This window comes from Bradyrhizobium roseum (assembly GCF_030413175.1).
Lineage (GTDB): Bacteria > Pseudomonadota > Alphaproteobacteria > Rhizobiales > Xanthobacteraceae > Bradyrhizobium > Bradyrhizobium roseum.
Genome location: NZ_CP129212.1, coordinates 6,635,578 through 6,655,381, shown reverse-complemented (window position 1 = coordinate 6,655,381; position 19,804 = coordinate 6,635,578). Strand labels below are relative to the sequence as shown.

Sequence of the window (19,804 nt, the reverse complement as noted above, 5' to 3'; positions counted from 1 at the left end):
CAGAATTCAAGCGAAAGAGGATCGATGAAGGTTCTTGTGCCGGTAAAGCGGGTGGTCGATTACAACGTCAAGGTCCGCGTCAAGAGCGACGGAACCGGCGTCGAACTGGCCAACGTCAAGATGTCAATGAACCCGTTCGACGAAATCGCCGTCGAGGAAGCGCTGCGTCTGAAGGAAGCCGGCAAGGCGACCGAGGTGGTGGTGGTGTCGATCGGCCCGGCGCAGGCCTCGGAGACGATCCGGACCGGCCTTGCAATGGGCGCCGACCGCGGCATCCTCGTCAAGGCCGACGGCAACGTGGAGCCGCTGGCGGTCGCCAAGATCCTGAAGGCCATCGTCGACGAGGAGAAGCCGGGTCTGGTCATTCTCGGCAAGCAGGCGATCGACGATGATTCCAATCAGACCGGCCAGATGCTGGCCGCGCTGCTTGGATGGTCGCAGGCGACCTTTGCGTCCAAGCTCGAAGTCGAGGGTTCCGATTTCAAGGTGACGCGTGAAGTCGACGGCGGCCTGCAGACCGTGAAACTGAAGGGACCGGCGATCGTCACCACCGACCTGCGGCTGAACGAGCCGCGCTACGCGTCGCTGCCGAACATCATGAAGGCGAAGAAGAAGCCGATCGCCGACAAGAGCGCGGCGGATTACAGCGTTGATCTGACGCCGCATCTCGAAGTGCTCAAGACCGCGGAACCTCCGGGCCGCAAGGGTGGCGTCAAGGTCAAGGACGTCGCTGAACTCGTCTCCAAGCTGAAGACCGAAGCCGGGGTTCTCTGATGACAACATTGCTGATTGCCGAACACGAGCACGAGACCCTCAAGGACTCGACCAACAAGGCCCTGACGGCCGCAACGCAGATCGGCGGCGACATCCATGTGCTGGTCGCCGGTGGCGGGCAGGGCACCAAGGCCGCAGCCGAAGCTGCTGCGAAACTCGCCGGGGTTACGAAAGTGCTGGTCGCCGAGGGCGACCTCTATGCCCACGATCTCGCCGAGCCTCTGGCGGCGCTGATCGTCTCGCTGGCCGGCAACTATGACGTCTTCGTCGCGCCCGCGACCTCGCGCTTCAAGAACGTGATGCCGCGCGTCGCGGCGCTGCTCGACGTGATGCAGGTGTCCGAGATCATCAAGGTGGTTTCGCCCGACACCTTCGAGCGGCCGATCTATGCCGGCAACGCGATCCAGACGGTGAGATCAAAGGACGCCAAGAAGGTCATCACGGTGCGGACCTCGACCTTCGCCGCGGCCGGCGAGGGCGGCAGCGCGACGGTGGAGAACGCCACCGCTGCGGCCGATCCGGGCCTATCCAGCTTCGTCGGTGAGGAAGTGGCAAAAAGCGACCGTCCGGAACTGACGTCGGCGAAGATTATCGTCTCCGGCGGCCGCGCCATGCAGAGCCGCGAGAACTTTGCCAAATACATCGAGCCGCTGGCCGACAAGCTCGGCGCCGGCGTCGGCGCCTCGCGCGCCGCGGTCGATGCCGGCTATGCGCCCAACGACTGGCAGGTCGGCCAGACCGGCAAGGTGGTTGCACCCGAACTATATGTGGCAATCGGTATCTCCGGCGCGATCCAGCATCTCGCCGGCATGAAAGATTCCAAGGTGATCGTTGCGATCAACAAGGATGAAGACGCGCCGATCTTCCAGGTGGCCGATTACGGGCTGGTGGCGGACCTCTATCAGGCGGTTCCTGAACTGACGGACGCACTGGCCAAGCTCGGCAAGTAAGATTGATCGCCGGCCGGACGCTGAACGTCCGGCCGGTGTTTACGTTAAGAACGGTTTCCGCGAGGTTTTGCGGCTTGGCGCGGGCAAAACGTGCCATACATTAAAGCTGAAACCTCGATTCCGGTCGTATCGTATTTGATGTTCGAAAGATGAACAGGCGCGGTGTGCGCGCCGTTCCGGTGGATGACAAGATGGCGGTGACAATCAAGAAGGTCGGCGTGATCGGCTCGGGCCAGATGGGCCACGGCATCGCGCAGGTGGCTGCGCTCGCCGGTCTCGACGTCGTGCTCAACGATCTCTCCGACGAGCGGCTGAAATCGGCGATGGCGACCATCAACGGCCATCTGTCGCGGCAGGTTTCCAAGCAGACCATTTCCGAAGACGTGCGCAAGAACGCGCTGGCCCGGATATCTTCCACCGAGACGCTGGAAGGTCTGGCGGATTGCGACATCGTGATCGAGACCGCTGTCGAAAAGGAAGAGGTCAAGCGCAAGATTTTTCACGAACTCTGCGCCTCGCTGAAGCCGGAGGCGATCGTCGCCACCAACTCGTCCTCAATCTCGATCACGCGGCTCGCCGCCTCGACCGATCGTCCCGAGCGATTCATCGGCATTCATTTCATGAATCCGGTACCGGCGATGGAGCTGGTCGAACTGATCCGCGGCATCGCCACCGACGATTCCACCTTCGAGACATCGAAGGAATTCGTCGCCAGGCTCGGCAAGCAGATCGCGGTGTCGGAGGATTTCCCGGCCTTCATCGTCAACCGCATCCTGCTGCCGATGATCAACGAGGCGATCTACACCCTCTATGAGGGTGTCGGAAACGTCGAGGCGATTGACGCCGCCATGAAGCTCGGCGCGCATCACCCGATGGGGCCGCTGGAACTCGCCGATTTCATCGGGCTCGATACCTGCCTCTCGATCATGCAGGTGCTGCACGAGGGGCTGGCGGATTCGAAGTACCGGCCGTGCCCGCTGCTGGTGAAATATGTCGAGGCAGGCTGGCTCGGCCGCAAGACGCAGCGCGGCTTCTACGACTACCGCGGCGACAAGCCGGTCCCGACGCGCTGATACCTGTCATTGCCGGCTCGACCCGGCAATTCATCCCGTTGAGAGACGCTCTCTTTACGAAGTTTGATGGATACGCGGGTCAAGCCCGCGTATGACGGCTTGGGTTTCTGTCTCGCGTCATCCCGATCTCCAGCATTCGTTAACCTCTGCCGGGATAGAGTGTTCTCCAAGTGTGAGGAGTGCTGAGTATGGACACGATGGCGATTGTTTCGAGCATGCTGGCGATGCAGGCGTCTGGCGCGCAGGGGCAGATCCAGGCTTCCTTCATCAAGCAGAACGCGGAGGCCGAAAGGGCCGCCGTCCAGACCCTCTTGGGTACCGCCAATCTCGCCCCCGGCGTCGGCGGCAACCTCAATATCGCGGCCTGAAACACCCCCAAATTAGACCCTCATGGTGAGGAGCGCGTCTTCGCGCGTCTCGAACCATGCGGCCCGGCCAGTGCCATTCATCCTTCGAGACGGCGCTATTGCGCCTCCTCAGGCTGAGGTTTGGCAGTCGTGGGCCTAAAAGCCCGCCTTTGCCGGCTCCATGGCGGCCTTGATCAGCTTGATCGCGTCGTCGCTCGCCCATTCGGCCGGACCGGCCAAATTGGCGATCTCGCAGCCCTGGCCGTCGACCAGCACCGAGGTCGGCATGCCCAGCGCCTTGCCGATGCCCTTAAGATCTTGAAAAACCTTGGCTTTTGAATCGGCAAAGTAGCCGAGCCGGGTCAAATTGGCCTCTTTCAGGAAGTTTTTCGGCTTTTCGGGGTCGCGGGTGTCGATGTTGACGGCGACCACCTCGAAATCCTTGCCGCCGAGCTTGGCCTGCAGATTGTCGAGCGCCGGCATCTCCTTGCGACAGGGGACGCACCAAGTGGCCCACAGGTTGACCAGCACCGTCTTGCCGCGCCAGTCCGACAGTTTTCGGGGCTTGCCGTCGGCATCCTCGAAGGCGAGGTCGGGCAGCCGCAGGGGGGCTGTCGCCATGGTCAGCGCAGCCACCTCGCCATGCGCCAGCGGCGCGATCTTGCGGGCCAGTTCGACCGCCTTGCCGCAGGTGGGATCGCCGCCGGCGCTGCGTTTGAAGCCGCCTACCCCGTAGAACGCGCCCGCTCCGATGACGCCCGCGGCCACCACCGCACCGACGGCAAGCGGGATCCGGCGGGGTGCGGCCGGGCGGGCAGGGGGCGTTTCGGGCATATCGTTTGTCATCCTGTATCAGATACGGCTATGCAGGGCTCAAGACTACGGTCGAGTTACGTCCGGGACCGGCAGGACGTTTCGTACGAATTCGACGATATAGATGGCAAGAACCTGAGAATTAAGGCCTGAGAAGTCATGAGCAACAAGATGTGGGGCGGCCGGTTCACCGAACGTCCCGATGCGATCATGGAGGAAATCAACGTCTCGATCGACGTCGACCGGCACCTCTACGCGCAGGACATCGCCGCGTCCAAGGCCCACGCGGCCATGCTGGCCGAACAGGGCATTATCACCGCCGCTGATGCGAAAAATATCGGCAAGGGTCTAGACACGATTTTGTCAGAAATCGGCAAGGGCGCCTTCGACTTCAAGCGCGCGCTCGAAGACATCCATATGAACGTCGAGAGCCGGCTCACCGAACTGATCGGCCCCGCCGCCGGCCGGCTGCACACCGCGCGCTCCCGCAACGACCAGGTCGCGACCGATTTCCGCCTGTATGTTCGCGACACGATCGACGAGACCGACGCGGCGCTGGCCGCCTTCCAGCACGCGCTGGCGTCCCGCGCGCTGGAACACGCCGCGACGGTGATGCCGGGCTTCACCCATCTGCAGACCGCCCAGCCCGTGACGTTCGGGCATCATCTGCTGGCCTATGTCGAGATGGCCGCGCGCGACCGCGGCCGGTTTGCCGATGCGCGCAAGCGGCTGAACGAATCACCGCTCGGCGCCGCCGCGCTGGCGGGGACCTCGTTCCCGATCGATCGCCACGCCACCGCCAAGGCGCTCGGCTTCGAGCGGCCGATGGCCAATTCGCTCGATGCGGTATCGGACCGCGACTTCGTGCTGGAGACGCTGTCGGCGGCGTCGATCGCAGCCATCCACATGTCGCGCTTCGCCGAGGAGATCGTGATCTGGACCTCGCCGCTGGTGGGCCTGGTGCGGCTCTCCGATAAATTCACCACCGGCTCCTCGATCATGCCGCAGAAGCGCAACCCCGACGCGGCCGAACTGGTGCGCGCCAAGACCGGCCGGGTAATCGGCGCGCTCAATGGTCTCCTGATCGTGATGAAGGGGCTGCCGCTCGCCTACCAGAAGGACATGCAGGAGGATAAGCAGGGCGCGATGGAGGCGTTTTCCGCGCTGTCGCTGGCGATCCGCGCCATGACCGGCATGGTGCTCGATCTCGTCCCCGACGAGGGCAGGATGAAGGCCGCGGCCGGCGAGGGCTACGCCACCGCCACCGACCTGGCCGACTGGCTGGTGCGGACCCTGAAAATGCCGTTCCGCGACGCCCACCACGTCACCGGGCGAATCGTCGGCCTCGCCTCGAAGCAGGGCGTGGCGCTGCACGAACTGCCGCTCACGGCGATGCAGGAGGTGGAGCCGAAGATCACGGCCGACGCCCTGCGCGTCCTGTCGGTCGAGGCCTCCGTCAAGAGCCGGACCAGCTATGGCGGCACCGCACCGAAAAACGTGCTGTCGCAGGCCAAAGCCTGGCTGAAACGGCTCGAAAAAGAGCAAAAATCGGGCTGAAGGGAAATTTTCGCCGCGATTTCGTGGGTTTGCGTTGCCCTTCGGCACTCGCCAGACCCGGGCAATCTTTGTATGGTGCGCCGCGCATTGGGGAATCTGTCGTGATCAGTAACTACCGCCCGTCATCGTCTGGATGGGCCATTATTCTGCTGAGCGTGACCGCGCTCGCGCTCGGAGGCTGCGGACGCAAGGCCGGGCTCGATCTGCCGCCGACCGCGGCCGCGCCGCAGGCCCAGGCCACGTCGACGGATAGCGAGGCCGAGCGCGCGGCGCAGCCGGGCGTGTTCAACTCGACCTACGGATCCGATGGCAGCCCCGTCGCGCCGAAGGGCGGCAAGAAGAAATTCGTCCTCGACCCGTTGCTCGACTGAAGCTTTTTGTCTTGACGCGTTTTCTTGACGCGAACCGGTGCCCACTTCGCTTGAAAACGCTATAGGCGCTGCGCCATGAATCATTTCGACTATCGCGACGGCGTGCTGCACGCCGAAGCCGTCAACCTGTCCGAACTGGCGGATGCCGTCGGCACGCCGTTCTATTGCTATTCGACGGCGACGCTGGAGCGCCACTACCGCGTCTTCAGCGAGGCCTTTGCCGGCGAGAAGACGCTGGTCTGCTACGCCATGAAGGCGAACTCGAACCAGTCGGTGCTGCGCACGCTGGCCAAGCTCGGCGCCGGCGCCGACGTGGTGTCGGGTGGTGAATTGAAGCGCGCGCTGGCGGCCGGCATTCCACCCAACAAGATCCTGTTTTCCGGCGTCGGCAAGACCGAAACCGAGCTGCGCGCGGCGCTGGCGGCGGACATCCTCTGCATCAACGTCGAGTCAGAGCCCGAACTGGAATTGCTGTCGAAGCTCGCGGTCGAGGCCGGCAAGACGGCGCGGATTTCGGTGCGGGTCAATCCCGACGTCGATGCCGGCACGCACGCCAAGATCGCCACCGGCAAGTCCGAGAACAAGTTCGGCATTCCGATCGCGCGGGCGCGCGAGGTCTATGCCCGCGCGGCAAAGCTGCCGGGCATCGAGGTGACCGGTACCGACATGCATATCGGCAGCCAGATCACCGACCTCTCCAAGATGGAGACCGCGTTCCGGATCCTGTCCGACTTCGTGCAGACGCTGCGCGCCGACGGCCACACCATCGATCATATCGATTTTGGCGGCGGGCTCGGCATCCCCTATCACGCCGACCGCGAAGCGCCGCCGTTGCCGTCGGCTTATGCCGCGATGGTCAAGCGGGTGACGCATAATCTCGGTTGCACGCTGATGTTCGAGCCCGGGCGGATGATCGTCGGCAACGCCGGCATCCTGGTGTCCCGCGTCATCTATGTGAAACCCGGCGAGGCCAAGAACTTCGTCATCATCGACGCTGCGATGAACGATTTGATCCGTCCCACGCTGTACGAAGCCCACCACGACATCCTGCCCGTCCGCGAGCCGGCCAAGGGCACGCGCACCATCACGGCCGACGTGGTCGGCCCTGTCTGCGAGACCGGCGACTATCTCGCGCTCGACCGCAGCCTGCCCGAGCCCAAGGCCGGTGATCTCATCGCGATCATGACGGCAGGCGCGTACGGCGCGGTGCAGTCCGGCTTCTACAACACGCGTGCGCTGGTGCCGGAAGTCCTGGTCAAGGACGATCGATACGCCGTGGTGCGCCCCCGCATCGAGGTCGAGGACCTGATCGCGATGGACAAGCCCGCGCCCTGGCTGTGACCGATCGGCGCATGTCGATGCGTCACGGCCGTCGGCAGTAACCCAGACGTTCATTGCGCTTTTGCATCGTTCGCCCACATTATACCCCTGACAGAGCGCGGAACCCGATGTCCGCAGCGAAACCAGGGAGAACAGCCATGACAGTTTCGACGGAACGCGCAGTCCTTGCCGGCGGCTGCTTCTGGGGCGTGCAGGATCTGCTGCGCCGCTATCCTGGCGTGATTTCGACCCGGGTCGGCTACACCGGCGGCGAGGTGCCGAACGCCACCTATCGCAACCACGGCAATCACGCCGAAGGCATCGAGATCATCTTCGATCCGAACGTGATCAGCTACCGCAAGCTGCTGGAGTTCTTCTTCCAGATCCACGATCCGTCGACGCTGAACCGGCAGGGAAACGACCGCGGCGCGAGCTACCGCTCGGCGATCTTCTATACCAGCGACGCGCAGAAGCGGACCGCGGAAGACACCATCGCCGATGTCGATGCTTCCGGCCTGTGGCCGGGCAAGGTCGTCACCGAGGTGGCGCCCGCCGGTCCGTTCTGGGAGGCCGAGCCCGAGCATCAGGATTATCTCGAAAAATATCCTGACGGATATACCTGCCATTTCATCCGTCCGGATTGGGTATTGCCGCATCGCGCCGAGAAAGTTGCAGCACGCGGCAGCGCCGCGTGACCAAAGCCTCTGATCTGCTGGTAGCCGCCCTCGAGAACGAGGGCGTCGAATACATCTTCGCCATTCCCGGCGAGGAGAATCTGGACGTGCTGGACTCGCTGCGGCGCTCGAAGATCAAGCTGGTGCTGACGCGACACGAACAGGCGGCCGGCTTCATGGCCGCCACCTACGGGCGGCTCACCGGGCGTGCGGGCGTCTGCCTGACGACGCTCGGTCCGGGCGCGCTCAATCTGACGACGGCTGCGGCCTACGCCCATCTGGGCGCGATGCCGATGGTCATGATCACGGGACAGAAGGCGATCCGCAGCAGCCGCCAGGCGCGCTTCCAGATCGTCGACATCGTCGCGACGATGCGGCCGCTCACCAAGATGGCGACGCAGATCGTCGCCGCGCAGAGCATTCCGACAGAGGTGCGCGACGCCTTCCGGGTCGCCCAGCAGGAGCGGCCCGGTCCGGTCCATCTTGAACTGCCCGAGGATATCGCAGCCGATGACGCCGCGGCCGATATGGTTCCCCCGCATATCGTCGAGCTTCCCGTTGCGCCGGCGGCGGCGATCGATCGCGCTGCCGCCATGATCATGGCAGCCCAACGGCCGCTCGTCATGCTGGGTGCTGCGGCGAGCCGTCCGCGCCTCGCGGAGCCGCTGTCGGCGTTCGTGCGGCGATGCGGAATTCCGTTCTTCAACACCCAGATGGGGAAGGGCGCGGTCAACGCCGGCTCCAATCTCTATATGGGCACGGCCGCGCTGTCGGAGCGGGATTGGGTTCACGAGGCGATCGATCAGGCTGATCTGATTATTTCGATCGGCCATGACACCGTCGAGAAGCCGCCATTCCTGATGGGCCATGACGGGCTGCAGGTGATTCATGTCGGCGCGACGCCCGCAACGGTGGAGCAGGTCTACTTCCCGCAAGCCGAAATCGTCGGCGACGTCGGGGCAGGCCTTGCCGCGCTCGCCGATCGCCTCGAAGGCAAGCTCTCCCATGGTCAGGCATTGCTCGGCTTGCGCGAAGGCATCCTTGCCCGCCTCGCCGAGCGGTCGACGGAGGACCGGTTTCCGCTGACGCCGCAACGCATCGTGCACGACGTCCGCGCAGTCATCCCGCCCGACGGCATCGTCGCCCTCGACAACGGCATGTACAAGATCTGGTTCGCGCGCAACTACCGCACCAGCGTCGCCAACACACTGCTGCTCGACAACGCGCTCGCGACCATGGGGGCGGGTTTGCCGTCGGCGATCGCCGCGGCGCTGATCCATCCCGACCGGCGCGTGCTCGCCGTCTGCGGCGACGGCGGTTTCATGATGAATTCGCAGGAGCTGGAAACGGCGGTGCGGCTCAAGCTGAATCTCGTCGTGCTAGTGCTCGAGGATCGCGCCTACGGCATGATCCGCTGGAAGCAGGAAGTCGATGCGTTTGCGGATTTCGGCCTCGAGTTCGGCAATCCCGATTTCGTGGCCTATGCGAAGTCGTACGGCGCCAGGGGCGCCCGCGTCGGCAATGCCTCGGAACTGTCGACCATGCTGGAGGCCGCCTTCAGCGAGGGCGGCGTCCATCTCGTCGTAGCGCCCATCGACTACAGCGAGAATATGCGCGTGCTCGTCAAGGAACTGCCGCCCGTTGCCTAGCATGGGTATGCATTTCGATGAAGCCATATGCGGGGACCGCTGACGTGCGCGCAAGAAACCGTATTGCCATGCTCCGTGCTTTTGCCATTGGGCTCCTGTGCGCTTCGTCTGCCGCCGCCGAGCCGCTGACGAGAAAGCAATCCGACACGCTCGACACCTTCAACAATGCACGAGCGCAGTTCGAGCAGGTGCTGCGCCAGCGACGGGCGCAGATCGATTCGAAACAGGGTCTGCCCAACCTGCCGGGGCAGGCGCTGTACCGCGCCCGCAACAACATGATCAGCGCCTACAAGGACCTCACCGACGCGCTTCCGTCGAAGATTGGCGGCCCCAACAAATACGGCATCCCTCCGGCCTATTTCAGTGCCGACAACGAGCCGCTGCTCGACGAGTACCGGCGACTGTTCGACGTGATGCAGGCGCCACCGGCCAACGCACAGAATTCGGACACGCCGTTCAAGGACATCGTCGATCTCGGTACCGCCATCGCGCGTGCCAAGGGCCTCGATGCCGCCAGTGCCGAGGCGGCCGGCCGCATCAGCCTCGGGCTGTTCTTTGCCGAGACCAACGGCAACCAGAACATCGGCAATGCGCGCTCCAACAAGTACAAGGGCAGTCTGCAGACCGGCGTGCCAGAAGACCGGAACGGACAACGGAAATGGGCCGCGATCAGGAAGTCCATTGCAGCCTTCGATCCCGCGCTGATCGCCCGCGACGACAGGGAAGAGGCGCGGGCCGGCAATATCGACCGCCGCTACAACCACTGGATTGCCGTGCGGAACGGCCTGATGAACGCGCACGCGGATATCTTTCCGCAGGTGCCGGCCATCGTGAAAACGCTGCCGGATCCGATCGACCAGATGAAGCTGTTCGAACTGATTCAGATCGTCCCGAGCCCGACCCGGTCGGCGATGGCCTCGCGCGACCTGGCGGGTTACCGGGTTTCCGACCCCAAGATCATGTTCTATCTGCGCAACAACAGCATGTTCACCTTCGGACAGGCCGACAGGGCCAAAACCTCCGCGACCTTCCGCGAAATCCTCGATGCGATGTGGCTGTTCAACGAAAAGTTCGAACGCGCGCTCGCCAAATTCGACGAGGTCAGGAAGCAGGGGAAGGGCTGAAGTCGGCAGGCCTCAGATCGGACCGAGCATCGCCCATCGCGGCTCGCAATATGTCTTCATAGCCGAAGCTACGCCGCTGCTGATGATGTCCCGCCGCTCGGGCGAACCCATCTGCAGTTCTTCGTCCCGATTGATGATCGAGCCCGCTTCCAGCAGCACGGCCGCCATCCGGGTCTTTCTGAGCACGATGAGTTCGTCGTAGCGGTAGACCCCGGTCTCCTTGTTCAGGAGCTCGCGCTGATGGCGGCCCATGATCGGTTGGGAATATTGCGCGGCATAGTCGAGGCCCTGCGCCTTCATTTCCCTGCCGATCAGTTCGGCAAACGAGAGGCTGGTCCTGAAATCCGGATTGCTGCGGGAGACGAACACGGAATAGCCGCTGAAGCGGTCGCTGTAGCGGCTCTTCTTGCCCTCGAACTCCCACTCCTCGAGGAATTTGTTGGGCACGGAGTCATGATGGATCGAGAGCAGCAGGTCCGCGCGCAAATCGTTGGCGGCGGCGACGCGCCTGACGAGGCTGCGCCTGGCCTTGCCTTCGGTCAGGAGCAATTTGGTCTCGGCAAAGCCTTCCGCCTTCAGCTTCTCCTCGATCCGCCTCGCGAGACGAAGATTGTAGGAAAATTCGGAGACGTTGCGCGCGCTGATCGCGCCTTCGGATTCGGCGGTATGTCCGACATCCAGAACGATGCGGAATTTGGCGGGGTCGCACCGGGTGGCAGCCGGTAAGGCGGCAGGGCTCAAATGGATCGGACCCAGGGCGGCGAGTTTCACGTTCTGGCGCCTTGCCGGGACGGTCTGTTTCGCCGCCGCGGCCGGTTTGCGGGACGCGGCGTGCTTTACCGGCTTGCCCTGTCTGGACGATTTGCCCTGCTTTGAGGAACCCTTGAAAAGGTCGGACAGCCAGCCGGCGTGGCTGACTTTGATCGGCATCAACACCATCGCGGCCGCAACGACGATAACGATGCCGCGGCGGGACCAAAATCCCGAAGCGATACGGCCGAGAATACGAATCAACCCGCGGCGCTTCATGCTCCCCTCCGGCGATCATCATAGCAGTAGAGGCCGCGATGTCGAAAGAGGGGGCGGCGGGGACGGCAGCGGATCGCGGCGCTCATCTCCGTTGCTTACGCTACGGACGATGGTTGGTCCGGCAGGAGCGAACGATTGACCGGAATGCCAGACCCCGCCGCAACCTTTTGGCAAGCGCCGCTGGCCGAGCTCACGCAGCAGCTTGGCGTCGGTCTCAGCGGGTTGAGCTCTGTCGAAGCGGCGGCACGCCTGCAGCGCTATGGCGCCAACAGGCTGGAGAGCCGGCGCCGCTTCTCATTGCTGCGCAAGATTTTGAGTCGCTTCCGCAATCCGCTGGTGCTGATACTGCTCGCTGCGGCCACCGTCTCGGCCTTTACCGGCGACATCGCCAGCCTGGTCATCATTGCGATCATGGTGCTGTTCAGTGTCATGCTCGACAGCGTGCAGGAGTACCGGGCAGAGCAGGCCGCGGATCAGCTCAGGATATCGGTGGCGCTGCATGAGCAGGCTCTGCGCGATGGCCGCGAGATCACCGTCCGCGCCGATCAACTCGTCCCCGGCGACGTTGTCGTGCTTGCCGCCGGAGACCTGGTGCCGGCCGACGGCAGGGTCATTGAGGCCCGCGATTTCTTCGTCAACGAAGGTCTGCTGACCGGCGAGTCCTATCCGGTCGAGAAGCGCGCCGTGCCCGATGGTGTCGCCGACGTCAACGTCGCGCAGGCTGCCAACGCCGCCTTTATGGGGACCTCGGTCGTCAGCGGCTCCGCCAGGCTTCTGCTTTGCGCGACCGGAAACAGGACGCAACTCGGCGAAATCAGCACCACGCTGCGTCATACATCGCCTCCCGCGGCGCTGGAGAAGGGCGTTTACGAGTTCGGCATCCTGATCGTGCGTCTTACCATCCTGCTTGTCCTGTTCGTTCTGCTGGTGAACACGCTGTCCCACCGCCCGCTGCTGGAGAGCTTCCTCTTCGCCATTGCGCTCGCCGTCGGCCTGACGCCCGAATTGTTGCCGATGATCGTATCGGTCACGCTGGCGCGCGGCGCGTTACGCATGGCCCGGCAAAAAGTGATCGTGAAGCGCCTTGGCGCGATCCACGACCTCGGCAGCATGGACGTGCTGTGCACCGACAAGACCGGTACGCTTACCGAGGCGAGGATCGCGCTCATCCGCCATATCACTCTGGCGGGCACTGAAAGCGAGCGCGTGCTCGAGCTCGCCTGGCTCAACAGTCACTTCGAGAGTGGCCTGCGCAGCCCGCTCGACACTGCCATTCTCGAACACGCGCCGCATGCGGCTTCTGAATGGACCAAGATCGATGAAGTCCCGTTCGATTTCGAACGTCGCCGTGTTTCGGTCTTGATCGAACGCGCGGGCCGCAGGATTCTCGTGGTCAAGGGTGCCCCGGAAGACGTCCTGAAACTGTCGAGCCACCATGAACTTGCCGGCGAAAGCGACATTCACCAGTTGGACGCCGCGGCCATGGCGCGGGCGACCGCGCAATTCCAGGCGCTGGGCGAAGAAGGCTTTCGCGTGCTTGGCATCGCCTGGCGCGAAGAGCCTGCGACGCAGAGCCATGTTGCGGTAGGCGACGAAAAGGATTTTGTGTTCGCCGGCTACGCCGCATTTCTGGATCCGCCGAAGCCCGGCGCGGGCGCCGCGATCGCAGCGTTGAAGCGCAGCGGTATCGGCATCAAGATTCTCACGGGCGACAATGAGCGCGTCACCCAGTACGTTTGCGGTGAGCTTGGAATTCCGATCGAGGGATTGCTTACGGGGACGGAGCTGTCCTCGCTGAGCGAAGACGCATTGAGCGCGCGCATCGAGACCACCAATCTGTTTTGCCGGGTCACGCCCTCGCAAAAGAACCGGATCATTCTGGCGCTGAAGCGTCGCGGTCACGTGGTAGGGTATCTCGGCGACGGCATCAACGACGCGCCCTCGCTGCACACGGCCGATGTCGGCATGTCGGTGGACGGCGCGGTCGACATCGCCAAGGACGCGGCGGATATCATCCTGCTCGATCATGATCTGGCCGTGGTCGAACGCGGCGTCCGCGAAGGCCGCCGCACCTTCGGCAATATCATGAAGTATGTCATGATGGGCACCAGTTCGAACTTCGGCAACATGTTCTCGATGGCCGGCGCCTCCCTGATGCTGCCTTTCCTGCCGATGCTGCCGATACAGGTACTTCTCAATAACTTTCTCTATGACCTGTCCGAGGTTCCGATCCCGATGGATGAGGTCGACGATGAACTGCTGGCGCAGCCCCGCCATTGGGATATCAGGTTCATCCGCAATTTCATGCTCGTGCTCGGTTCGGTGAGCTCGATCTTCGACTTCCTGACGTTCGGCTTGTTGTTGTGGGTGTTCAATGCGTCGGAAAAATTATTCCAGACGGGCTGGTTCATGGAGTCGCTCGCGACCCAGGTGCTCGTCATTTTTGTGATCCGCACCAACGGCAACCCTTTGCGCAGCCGGCCCAATCCCGTGCTCGTGGCAACCTCTTTGGCCGTCGTGGGCGTTGCAATCGCGCTGCCCTATACCGCGATCGGCCGCTGGTTCGGCTTCGTCCCGCTGCCGCCGGCGTTTTTGGCGGCGCTTTGTGCAATGGTGGTCTGTTATCTGGCGATCGCCGAGGGCGTGAAGCGCTGGTTCTATCATCGCTACCCGCCCTATGGGGTGACACATCCAGCCATCCTGCGCAGCCGGCCGTTTATCGGGACCGGTGCTGCGTGACGGGCGGAGCTCACCAGCCGAACGGACTTCCGAACGGCTGATGCCAGAACGTGCGCGGATAACGATGGCTGCGTGGCCGCTTCTTGATGCCGCCCTGCGGTTCGCCGCTCAGGATCACCACGAACTCCGTTCCCTTGCCGATTTCCGAACTCGGCGGCTCGTCGGTGACGATCAGCGAGGCGCGCGGCACGGTGCCGGCGATGCTGTTGAGCACGTCCTGCGGAATGGTGATGCGGTCGAGCGCGGCCTTGGCGCTCTCCGTGTCCTTCGGCGCCTGAGATGCGTTGCCGCTGCCGCCGCGTAGCGAGGCGACGTTCCAGCGCAATTTGGCGTCGTCGGTGCGCTCGGCGGCGGTGAAGACATGCGTGCCGATGGGGCGATCGGGGTCTGCGATCGTTACCGGGCTTTTGAGGACAGGCTTGAAGGCCTGGCGGACGTAAAGCTGCTGCGTCTTGCGGCTGATCAGCACCGACACCGGCTGCAGTTCGCTTGCGAGCTGGCGGGCCGCATCGGCCGCCGCGAGCCGCGCCGTTTCCGCCGCGGTGGCTGCGTCACGCGCGGACGCGGCGGCATCGATTCGCAATTGCAGGTCCGCATTCGCGGCGTCCCGTTGCAACTGCAGCTCGGCGACTTTGGCGACCGCCTGCGCCTTGGCGTCCTCCGCCTGCTGCTTTTCTTCCGTCGACATGCCGGAGTCCAGCTTGCCCTCGACCGACGCCAGTTTGACCTCGGCCCGGCGCTTGAGGTTTTCCGCCGCGCGAACCGGCGCCTTGGCCTGTGTGGCCTCTCGCTGGGCTGCCGCGGCGGCCGTTCGTGCCTCGGCGGCCTTCCGCGTCGCCTCCTGCGCTTCCGTCGCGCGGGCGGCGGCAAGCGCCTCGGCGCCGGGCTTCGGCTGGAACAGCAGCGGATGGGTGATCTCCACCGGCGCCACATCGTCCGGCGCGACGATGATCCGAATGCCCATCCTGGTCACATCGAACAATTGCGCGGCGAAATCAAACGGCAGGCGGATGCAGCCATGGGACGCCGGGCGCCCGGGCAGCACACCGCCATGCAGCGCGATCCCCGACCAGGTGATGCGCTGCATATGCGGCATGAAGGCGTCGTCATACAGGTTCGAGTAGTGCTCCTCGACCTTCTGAATGACGCTGAAAATGCCGGCGGGCGTCTCGCGTCCCTTCGAGCCGCTCGACACCGGCGCCCGCAAAATCCATCCTTTGGCGTCGTAGACGGTGATCCGCTGGCTGCGCAGCGAGACCACGGCCATGATCGGCTCGCCGGCATTGCGCGACTGGATGGATTCGATCGGGCGGTCTTTCTGGCCGCCCCGGGCGCGGGCATCGCTGCCCGCCGCGACCAGCGCGGCGAGCGCTGCAACCGCGAGCGATGCAGCCCGCAGCCGCTTCTGCCGGTACTCGGGAACCACGCCACGCGACGTCATGCACTTCCAACTGAACGATCGGGTCACCGCCCCTCAGGCCCGTGTGCAACGTAACGCCGTTCGGCCGGACTTGCCAACCTGGAACTGCGCCGCGTCGGCCGTGTCGGCTACTTTGCCGCGTGACCGCCCTTCACGCCGCCGACCACGACGCCCGCCGCCTTTTCGATCGGCTTGATCGCTGCGGTGAAGTCCGAATCGGCGCCCTCGTCACGGATGATGACTTCCCACAACCGCCCGACCGCCTCGGCGACTTCCATCGACAGCCCCAGCGATTTCATCTCTTCCAGCGCCAGCCGCACGTCCTTGACCATCAACCCCGTGGCAAAGCCGAAATCAAAACTGCGCGGCAGCACCGCGCGCGGAAACTTGTCGCGGCTCGCCGTGTTGAGGCCGGAACCGGCGTTGATGACGTCGATCATCACGGCCGGATCGAGCCCCGCCTTGACGCCCATCACCACCGCTTCCGACGTCGCCACCATGGCGGTGGCCGACAGGAAATTGTTGGCGAGCTTCATGGTCTGCGCGGCACCTGGTTTTTCGCCGATGAAGAACACTTTTCCGATCACGTCGAGCGCGGGTTTCACCGTTTCGCATTCGGCGCGCGGGCCGGAGACCATCACGGCCAGCGTGCCCTTCTCGGCGCCGCCGACGCCGCCGCTCACCGGGCTGTCGATCTGCACGATGTTCTTCGCCGCCAGCAGGCCGTGAATCTTCACCGCCATCTGTGAGCCGACGGTGGAGAGGTCGACGAAGCGTTTGACCTTCTTGCCCTCGATCACGCCGCCCGCACCCGTCGCAACGTCGAGCGAGGCCTGCAGCGAGGGCAGACTCGCCAGCACGGTCTCGCAACGGTCGGCGATGTCCTTTGGTGAGGAAGCCGCCTGCGCCCCGAGCGCGACCAACTGGTCGACGGCTTCTTTGCGCGTATCGAACACCGTCAGTTCATGCTTGGCCTCGATCAGGCGACGCGCCATCGGGAAGCCCATCTTTCCGAGGCCGATAAATCCGATTTCCATGGTTTTGTTTCCTTGCGCGACGTCTGTCGCGTTCCCTGTAGATTTACGGTTCGGTGCGGACGTTACGGGCTGGCGGCCCGGCAGTCACGCCTTCGTGTTATGCGTAATTCCGGGTGTGGGAACCCGCTTCAAGCGGGTGCCTCATTGCCGCCGCTGTGCTAGGCTGATCTCTCATCAACCCGGAGAGTTTATTGAGCGGCGCCTCACCTGACCCCTCACAGCCCGCGCGCGGACCGGATGCTGTCGCGCGGCTTCAACTGACGCAGGCGCTGCAGCGGGCGCAATATGCGATCGCGTGGGAGCGCGTCTGGCCCGGCCTGGCGCGGGTTTTGAGCGTCGTCGGGCTGTTTCTGGTGGCGTCGTGGGCCGGGTTGTGGCTGGCACTGCCGTTCTCTGGGCGCGCAATCGGCATCGGCCTGTTTGCCCTCGCGGCGATGGCCGCTCTCTATCCATTCGCACGATTTCGCTGGCCAACCCGCGAAGAGGCGTTGAGCCGGCTCGACCGCGGCACCGGCATTCGCCACCGCCCCGCCACCGCGCTGACCGACACACTGTCGACCCAGGACCCGATCGCGCAGGCGCTGTGGCGCGAGCAGCGCGAGCGCACGCTGGCCTCGATCAAGCGGATCCGCGCCGGCCTGCCGTCGCCGCGGTTGCCGATCCACGATCCCTGGGCGCTGCGCGCGCTGGTCATGGTGATGCTGGTGGCGGCCTATTTTGCCGCGGGCGACGAGCGCAGCCTGCGGATTGCCGCGGCGTTCGACTGGAACGGCGTGCTGGCGCCGGCCAACGTCCGGGTCGATGCCTGGGTGACGCCGCCGGTCTATACCGGCAAGCCGCCGGTGATCCTGTCCGCCAATCGCGATGCGGCTTCGCCCGACAGCGGCGCGCCGCTGTCGGTGCCCGCGGGCAGCACGCTGCTGGTGCGCTCCAGCGGCGGCACCATCGACGTCGCAGTCGGCGGCGGCGTAACTGAAGTGGCGCCGAGCGAGCAGGCGCCGAAGGGCACCAACGAACGGCATTTCAAGATCGCGAGCGACGGCACCGCGCATGTCCGTGCGCCGGCCGGCCAGCCGCTGTGGCGCTTCGCCGCCACGCCCGACCGCGCGCCCACCGTCTCGCTCGCCAAGGATCCTGAACGCCAGGCCCGCGGCTCGCTGCAGATGTCCTACAAGCTCGAGGACGATTACGGCGTCACCGAAGCGCGCGCGCAATTCATCGCGCGCAATGCGGATGCGGCCAACGAGACGAACAAGGAAACGAAGAACGCCAACAAGGATAGCCAGGAAGCGGGCAAGGCCGCGGCACGGCCGCTGTTCGAGCCGCCGCAGTTTCCGCTGGTGCTGCCGAATGCGCGCACCCGCAACGGCGTTGGCCAGACCGTAAAAGACCTCAGCGAGGATCCCTATGCCGGCGCCGACGTCACGCTGACGCTCACGGCCAAGGACGAGGCCGGCAACGAAGGCAGGAGCGAGCCCTTCAACATGCGGCTGCCGGAGCGGCTGTTCACCAAGCCGCTGGCGCGCGCCCTGATCGAGCAGCGCCGCGTGCTGGCGCTCGACGCCAACCAGATTTTGCAGGTTTATGCTGCGCTCGATGCGCTGATGATCGCGCCGGAATTGTTCACGCCGGAGACGGGTCACTATCTTGGTCTCCACAGCATAGCTCGACAGATCGAGGCAGTCCGCAAAGACGAAGCCAGGCGCGTGCTGATCGCCACCGTGTGGTCGCTCGAGCCAGCCCTGTACAGCGTCGTGCGCGAACTCGATGCCAGCAGCTCCGACGACGGGCTGCGCGAGGTCGTCGCCAGCCTGTGGGCGCTCGCCGTCACCATCGAGGACGGCAATATTTCCGACGTCGACAAGGCGCTGCGCGCGGCGCAGGAAGCGCTCAAGCAGGCGCTGGAACGCGGCGCCACCGACGAGGAGATCAAGAAGCTCACCGAAAATCTGCGCGCCGCGCTGGACAATTTTCTGCGCCAGCTCGCCGAGCAGCTGAAAAACAATCCGCAGCAGCTCTCCCGCCCGCTCGATCCCAACACCAAGATGCTGAGCCAGCAGGATCTCAAGAGCATGCTGGACCGAATGGAGCGGATGTCGCGCTCCGGCGACAAGGAAGCCGCCAAGCAGTTGCTGGAACAGCTGCAGCAGATGCTGGAAAACCTGCAGATGGCGCAGCCCGGCCAGGGCGGCGACGACATGGAGCAGGCGCTGAACGAACTCGGCGATATGATCCGCAAGCAGCAGCAGTTGCGCGACAAGACCTACAAGCAGGGCCAGGATTCCCGGCGCGACCGACAGCGCGGCAAGCAGCCGGGCGACCAGAACATGGGCGACCTGCAGCAGGACCAGCAGGCCCTGCGCGACCGGCTGAAGAAACTGCAGGAAGAGCTTGCCAAGCGTGGCATGGGGCCGGGCCAGCGCGGCCAACAGGGGCAGCAGGGGCAGCAGGGCCAGCGCGGCGAACGGGGCCAGCAGGGCCAGGGCCAGCAAGGTCAGGGCGGCGACCCCGGCGATGGCGAGGACGGGCTCGATCAGGCCGATAACGCCATGGGCGACGCCACCGGGCGGCTCGGCGACGGCAATGCCGATGGCGCGGTGGACTCGCAAGGTCGGGCGCTGGAAGCGCTGCGCAAGGGTGCGCAGAGCCTCGCCGAAGCCATGCAGCAAGGCGACGGCGACCAGCCCGGCGACGGCCCCGGCAACCCCAGAGGCCGCCAGCAAGGTGCGCAGAATTCCACCGACCCGCTCGGACGGCCGATGCGCAACAACGAATTCACCGACGACTACACGGTGAAGATTCCCGGCGAGATCGACGTGCAGCGGGTGCGCCGCATTCTCGAAGAACTGCGCCGCCGCCTCGCCGATCCGGCCCGTCCGCAGATCGAGCTCGACTACATCGAGCGGCTGCTGAAGGATTATTGAGGG

The 19,804-nt window shown here is 64.6% G+C and carries 16 protein-coding genes; 12 read left to right on the top strand and 4 right to left on the bottom strand.

The window, feature by feature from the left end; genetic code table 11:
• The first annotated feature begins 24 nt into the window (after window positions 1-24).
• The 4 genes from QUH67_RS31490 to QUH67_RS31475 all read left to right on the top strand — a co-directional run bounded on the left by QUH67_RS31490 (window position 25) and on the right by QUH67_RS31475 (window position 3,165).
• Complete coding sequence (locus tag QUH67_RS31490; RefSeq protein ID WP_300943549.1) at window positions 25-774, top strand: electron transfer flavoprotein subunit beta/FixA family protein; 750 nt, start codon at window positions 25-27, stop codon at window positions 772-774.
• A complete protein-coding gene (locus QUH67_RS31485; protein WP_300943547.1) occupies window positions 774-1,724 on the top strand; it encodes an electron transfer flavoprotein subunit alpha/FixB family protein in 951 nt (316 codons plus the stop codon). The genes QUH67_RS31490 and QUH67_RS31485 overlap by 1 nt, the downstream gene beginning before the upstream one ends.
• A 191-nt stretch (window positions 1,725-1,915) precedes the next feature.
• A complete protein-coding gene (locus tag QUH67_RS31480; protein ID WP_300943545.1) occupies window positions 1,916-2,797 on the top strand; it encodes a 3-hydroxybutyryl-CoA dehydrogenase in 882 nt (293 codons plus the stop codon).
• Window positions 2,798-2,985: 188 nt separating this feature from the next.
• On the top strand, window positions 2,986-3,165 hold the full coding sequence (locus QUH67_RS31475; RefSeq protein WP_300943543.1) for a hypothetical protein: 180 nt from the start codon (window positions 2,986-2,988) through the stop codon (window positions 3,163-3,165).
• A 135-nt stretch (window positions 3,166-3,300) separates the two neighbouring features.
• Here QUH67_RS31475 and tlpA read toward each other — a convergent pair whose 3' ends face one another.
• A complete protein-coding gene (gene tlpA, locus QUH67_RS31470; protein WP_300943541.1) occupies window positions 3,301-3,978 on the bottom strand; it encodes a thiol:disulfide interchange protein TlpA in 678 nt (225 codons plus the stop codon).
• Window positions 3,979-4,116: 138 nt separating this feature from the next.
• Here tlpA and argH point away from each other — a divergent pair, with 138 nt between their 5' ends.
• From argH to QUH67_RS31440, 6 genes are all read left to right on the top strand, one after another.
• Window positions 4,117-5,514 (top strand): argininosuccinate lyase, encoded by a 1,398-nt coding sequence (gene argH, locus QUH67_RS31465; RefSeq protein WP_300943539.1) that lies wholly within the window; start codon window positions 4,117-4,119, stop codon window positions 5,512-5,514.
• A gap of 101 nt (window positions 5,515-5,615) precedes the next feature.
• The gene (lptM, locus tag QUH67_RS31460) at window positions 5,616-5,885 is read left to right on the top strand and encodes an LPS translocon maturation chaperone LptM (RefSeq protein ID WP_300943537.1); all 270 of its coding nucleotides are present in this window, start codon (window positions 5,616-5,618) and stop codon (window positions 5,883-5,885) included.
• Between the two features lie 75 nt (window positions 5,886-5,960).
• Window positions 5,961-7,226, top strand: a complete 1,266-nt coding sequence (gene lysA / locus QUH67_RS31455; protein ID WP_300943535.1) for a diaminopimelate decarboxylase — start codon at window positions 5,961-5,963, stop codon at window positions 7,224-7,226.
• Between the two features lie 137 nt (window positions 7,227-7,363).
• Window positions 7,364-7,900, top strand: coding sequence for a peptide-methionine (S)-S-oxide reductase MsrA (gene msrA, locus QUH67_RS31450; protein ID WP_300943533.1), 537 nt, complete (start codon window positions 7,364-7,366; stop codon window positions 7,898-7,900).
• Window positions 7,897-9,528: an acetolactate synthase large subunit gene (locus QUH67_RS31445; RefSeq protein WP_300943531.1), complete on the top strand. Its 1,632-nt coding sequence runs from the start codon at window positions 7,897-7,899 to the stop codon at window positions 9,526-9,528. Before msrA ends, QUH67_RS31445 begins: the two co-directional genes overlap by 4 nt.
• Window positions 9,529-9,596: 68 nt before the next feature.
• Complete coding sequence (locus QUH67_RS31440; protein WP_300943529.1) at window positions 9,597-10,652, top strand: hypothetical protein; 1,056 nt, start codon at window positions 9,597-9,599, stop codon at window positions 10,650-10,652.
• Between the two features lie 12 nt (window positions 10,653-10,664).
• On the opposite strand, the gene QUH67_RS31435 is transcribed toward QUH67_RS31440, so the two are convergent.
• On the bottom strand, window positions 10,665-11,681 hold the full coding sequence (locus QUH67_RS31435) for an N-acetylmuramoyl-L-alanine amidase family protein (protein WP_320416112.1): 1,017 nt from the start codon (window positions 11,679-11,681) through the stop codon (window positions 10,665-10,667).
• A 144-nt stretch (window positions 11,682-11,825) separates the two neighbouring features.
• On the opposite strand from QUH67_RS31435, the gene mgtA reads away from it, so the two are divergent.
• Complete coding sequence (gene mgtA, locus QUH67_RS31430) at window positions 11,826-14,420, top strand: magnesium-translocating P-type ATPase (RefSeq protein ID WP_300948237.1); 2,595 nt, start codon at window positions 11,826-11,828, stop codon at window positions 14,418-14,420.
• A gap of 10 nt (window positions 14,421-14,430) precedes the next feature.
• Here mgtA and QUH67_RS31425 read toward each other — a convergent pair whose 3' ends face one another.
• Complete coding sequence (locus QUH67_RS31425) at window positions 14,431-15,861, bottom strand: L,D-transpeptidase family protein (protein WP_300943527.1); 1,431 nt, start codon at window positions 15,859-15,861, stop codon at window positions 14,431-14,433.
• A gap of 107 nt (window positions 15,862-15,968) precedes the next feature.
• Window positions 15,969-16,877: an NAD(P)-dependent oxidoreductase gene (locus QUH67_RS31420; RefSeq protein WP_300943525.1), complete on the bottom strand. Its 909-nt coding sequence runs from the start codon at window positions 16,875-16,877 to the stop codon at window positions 15,969-15,971.
• A 191-nt stretch (window positions 16,878-17,068) separates the two neighbouring features.
• Between QUH67_RS31420 and QUH67_RS31415 the strand changes: the two genes are divergently transcribed.
• A complete protein-coding gene (locus QUH67_RS31415; RefSeq protein WP_300943523.1) occupies window positions 17,069-19,801 on the top strand; it encodes a TIGR02302 family protein in 2,733 nt (910 codons plus the stop codon).
• Window positions 19,802-19,804: the final 3 nt, after the last annotated feature.

Bases quoted from the DNA above. Each gene is read 5' to 3' on its own strand.
- QUH67_RS31490 (WP_300943549.1), top strand. From the start codon at position 25: ATGAAGGTTCTTGTGCCGGTAAAGCGGGTGGTCGATTACAACGTCAAG.
- QUH67_RS31485 (WP_300943547.1), top strand. From the start codon at position 774: ATGACAACATTGCTGATTGCCGAACACGAGCACGAGACCCTCAAGGAC.
- QUH67_RS31480 (WP_300943545.1), top strand. From the start codon at position 1,916: ATGGCGGTGACAATCAAGAAGGTCGGCGTGATCGGCTCGGGCCAGATG.
- QUH67_RS31475 (WP_300943543.1), top strand. From the start codon at position 2,986: ATGGACACGATGGCGATTGTTTCGAGCATGCTGGCGATGCAGGCGTCT.
- tlpA (WP_300943541.1), bottom strand. From the start codon at position 3,978: ATGCCCGAAACGCCCCCTGCCCGCCCGGCCGCACCCCGCCGGATCCCG.
- argH (WP_300943539.1), top strand. From the start codon at position 4,117: ATGAGCAACAAGATGTGGGGCGGCCGGTTCACCGAACGTCCCGATGCG.
- lysA (WP_300943535.1), top strand. From the start codon at position 5,961: ATGAATCATTTCGACTATCGCGACGGCGTGCTGCACGCCGAAGCCGTC.
- msrA (WP_300943533.1), top strand. From the start codon at position 7,364: ATGACAGTTTCGACGGAACGCGCAGTCCTTGCCGGCGGCTGCTTCTGG.
- QUH67_RS31440 (WP_300943529.1), top strand. From the start codon at position 9,597: ATGCTCCGTGCTTTTGCCATTGGGCTCCTGTGCGCTTCGTCTGCCGCC.
- QUH67_RS31435 (WP_320416112.1), bottom strand. From the start codon at position 11,681: ATGAAGCGCCGCGGGTTGATTCGTATTCTCGGCCGTATCGCTTCGGGA.
- mgtA (WP_300948237.1), top strand. From the start codon at position 11,826: ATGCCAGACCCCGCCGCAACCTTTTGGCAAGCGCCGCTGGCCGAGCTC.
- QUH67_RS31425 (WP_300943527.1), bottom strand. From the start codon at position 15,861: ATGACGTCGCGTGGCGTGGTTCCCGAGTACCGGCAGAAGCGGCTGCGG.
- QUH67_RS31420 (WP_300943525.1), bottom strand. From the start codon at position 16,877: ATGGAAATCGGATTTATCGGCCTCGGAAAGATGGGCTTCCCGATGGCG.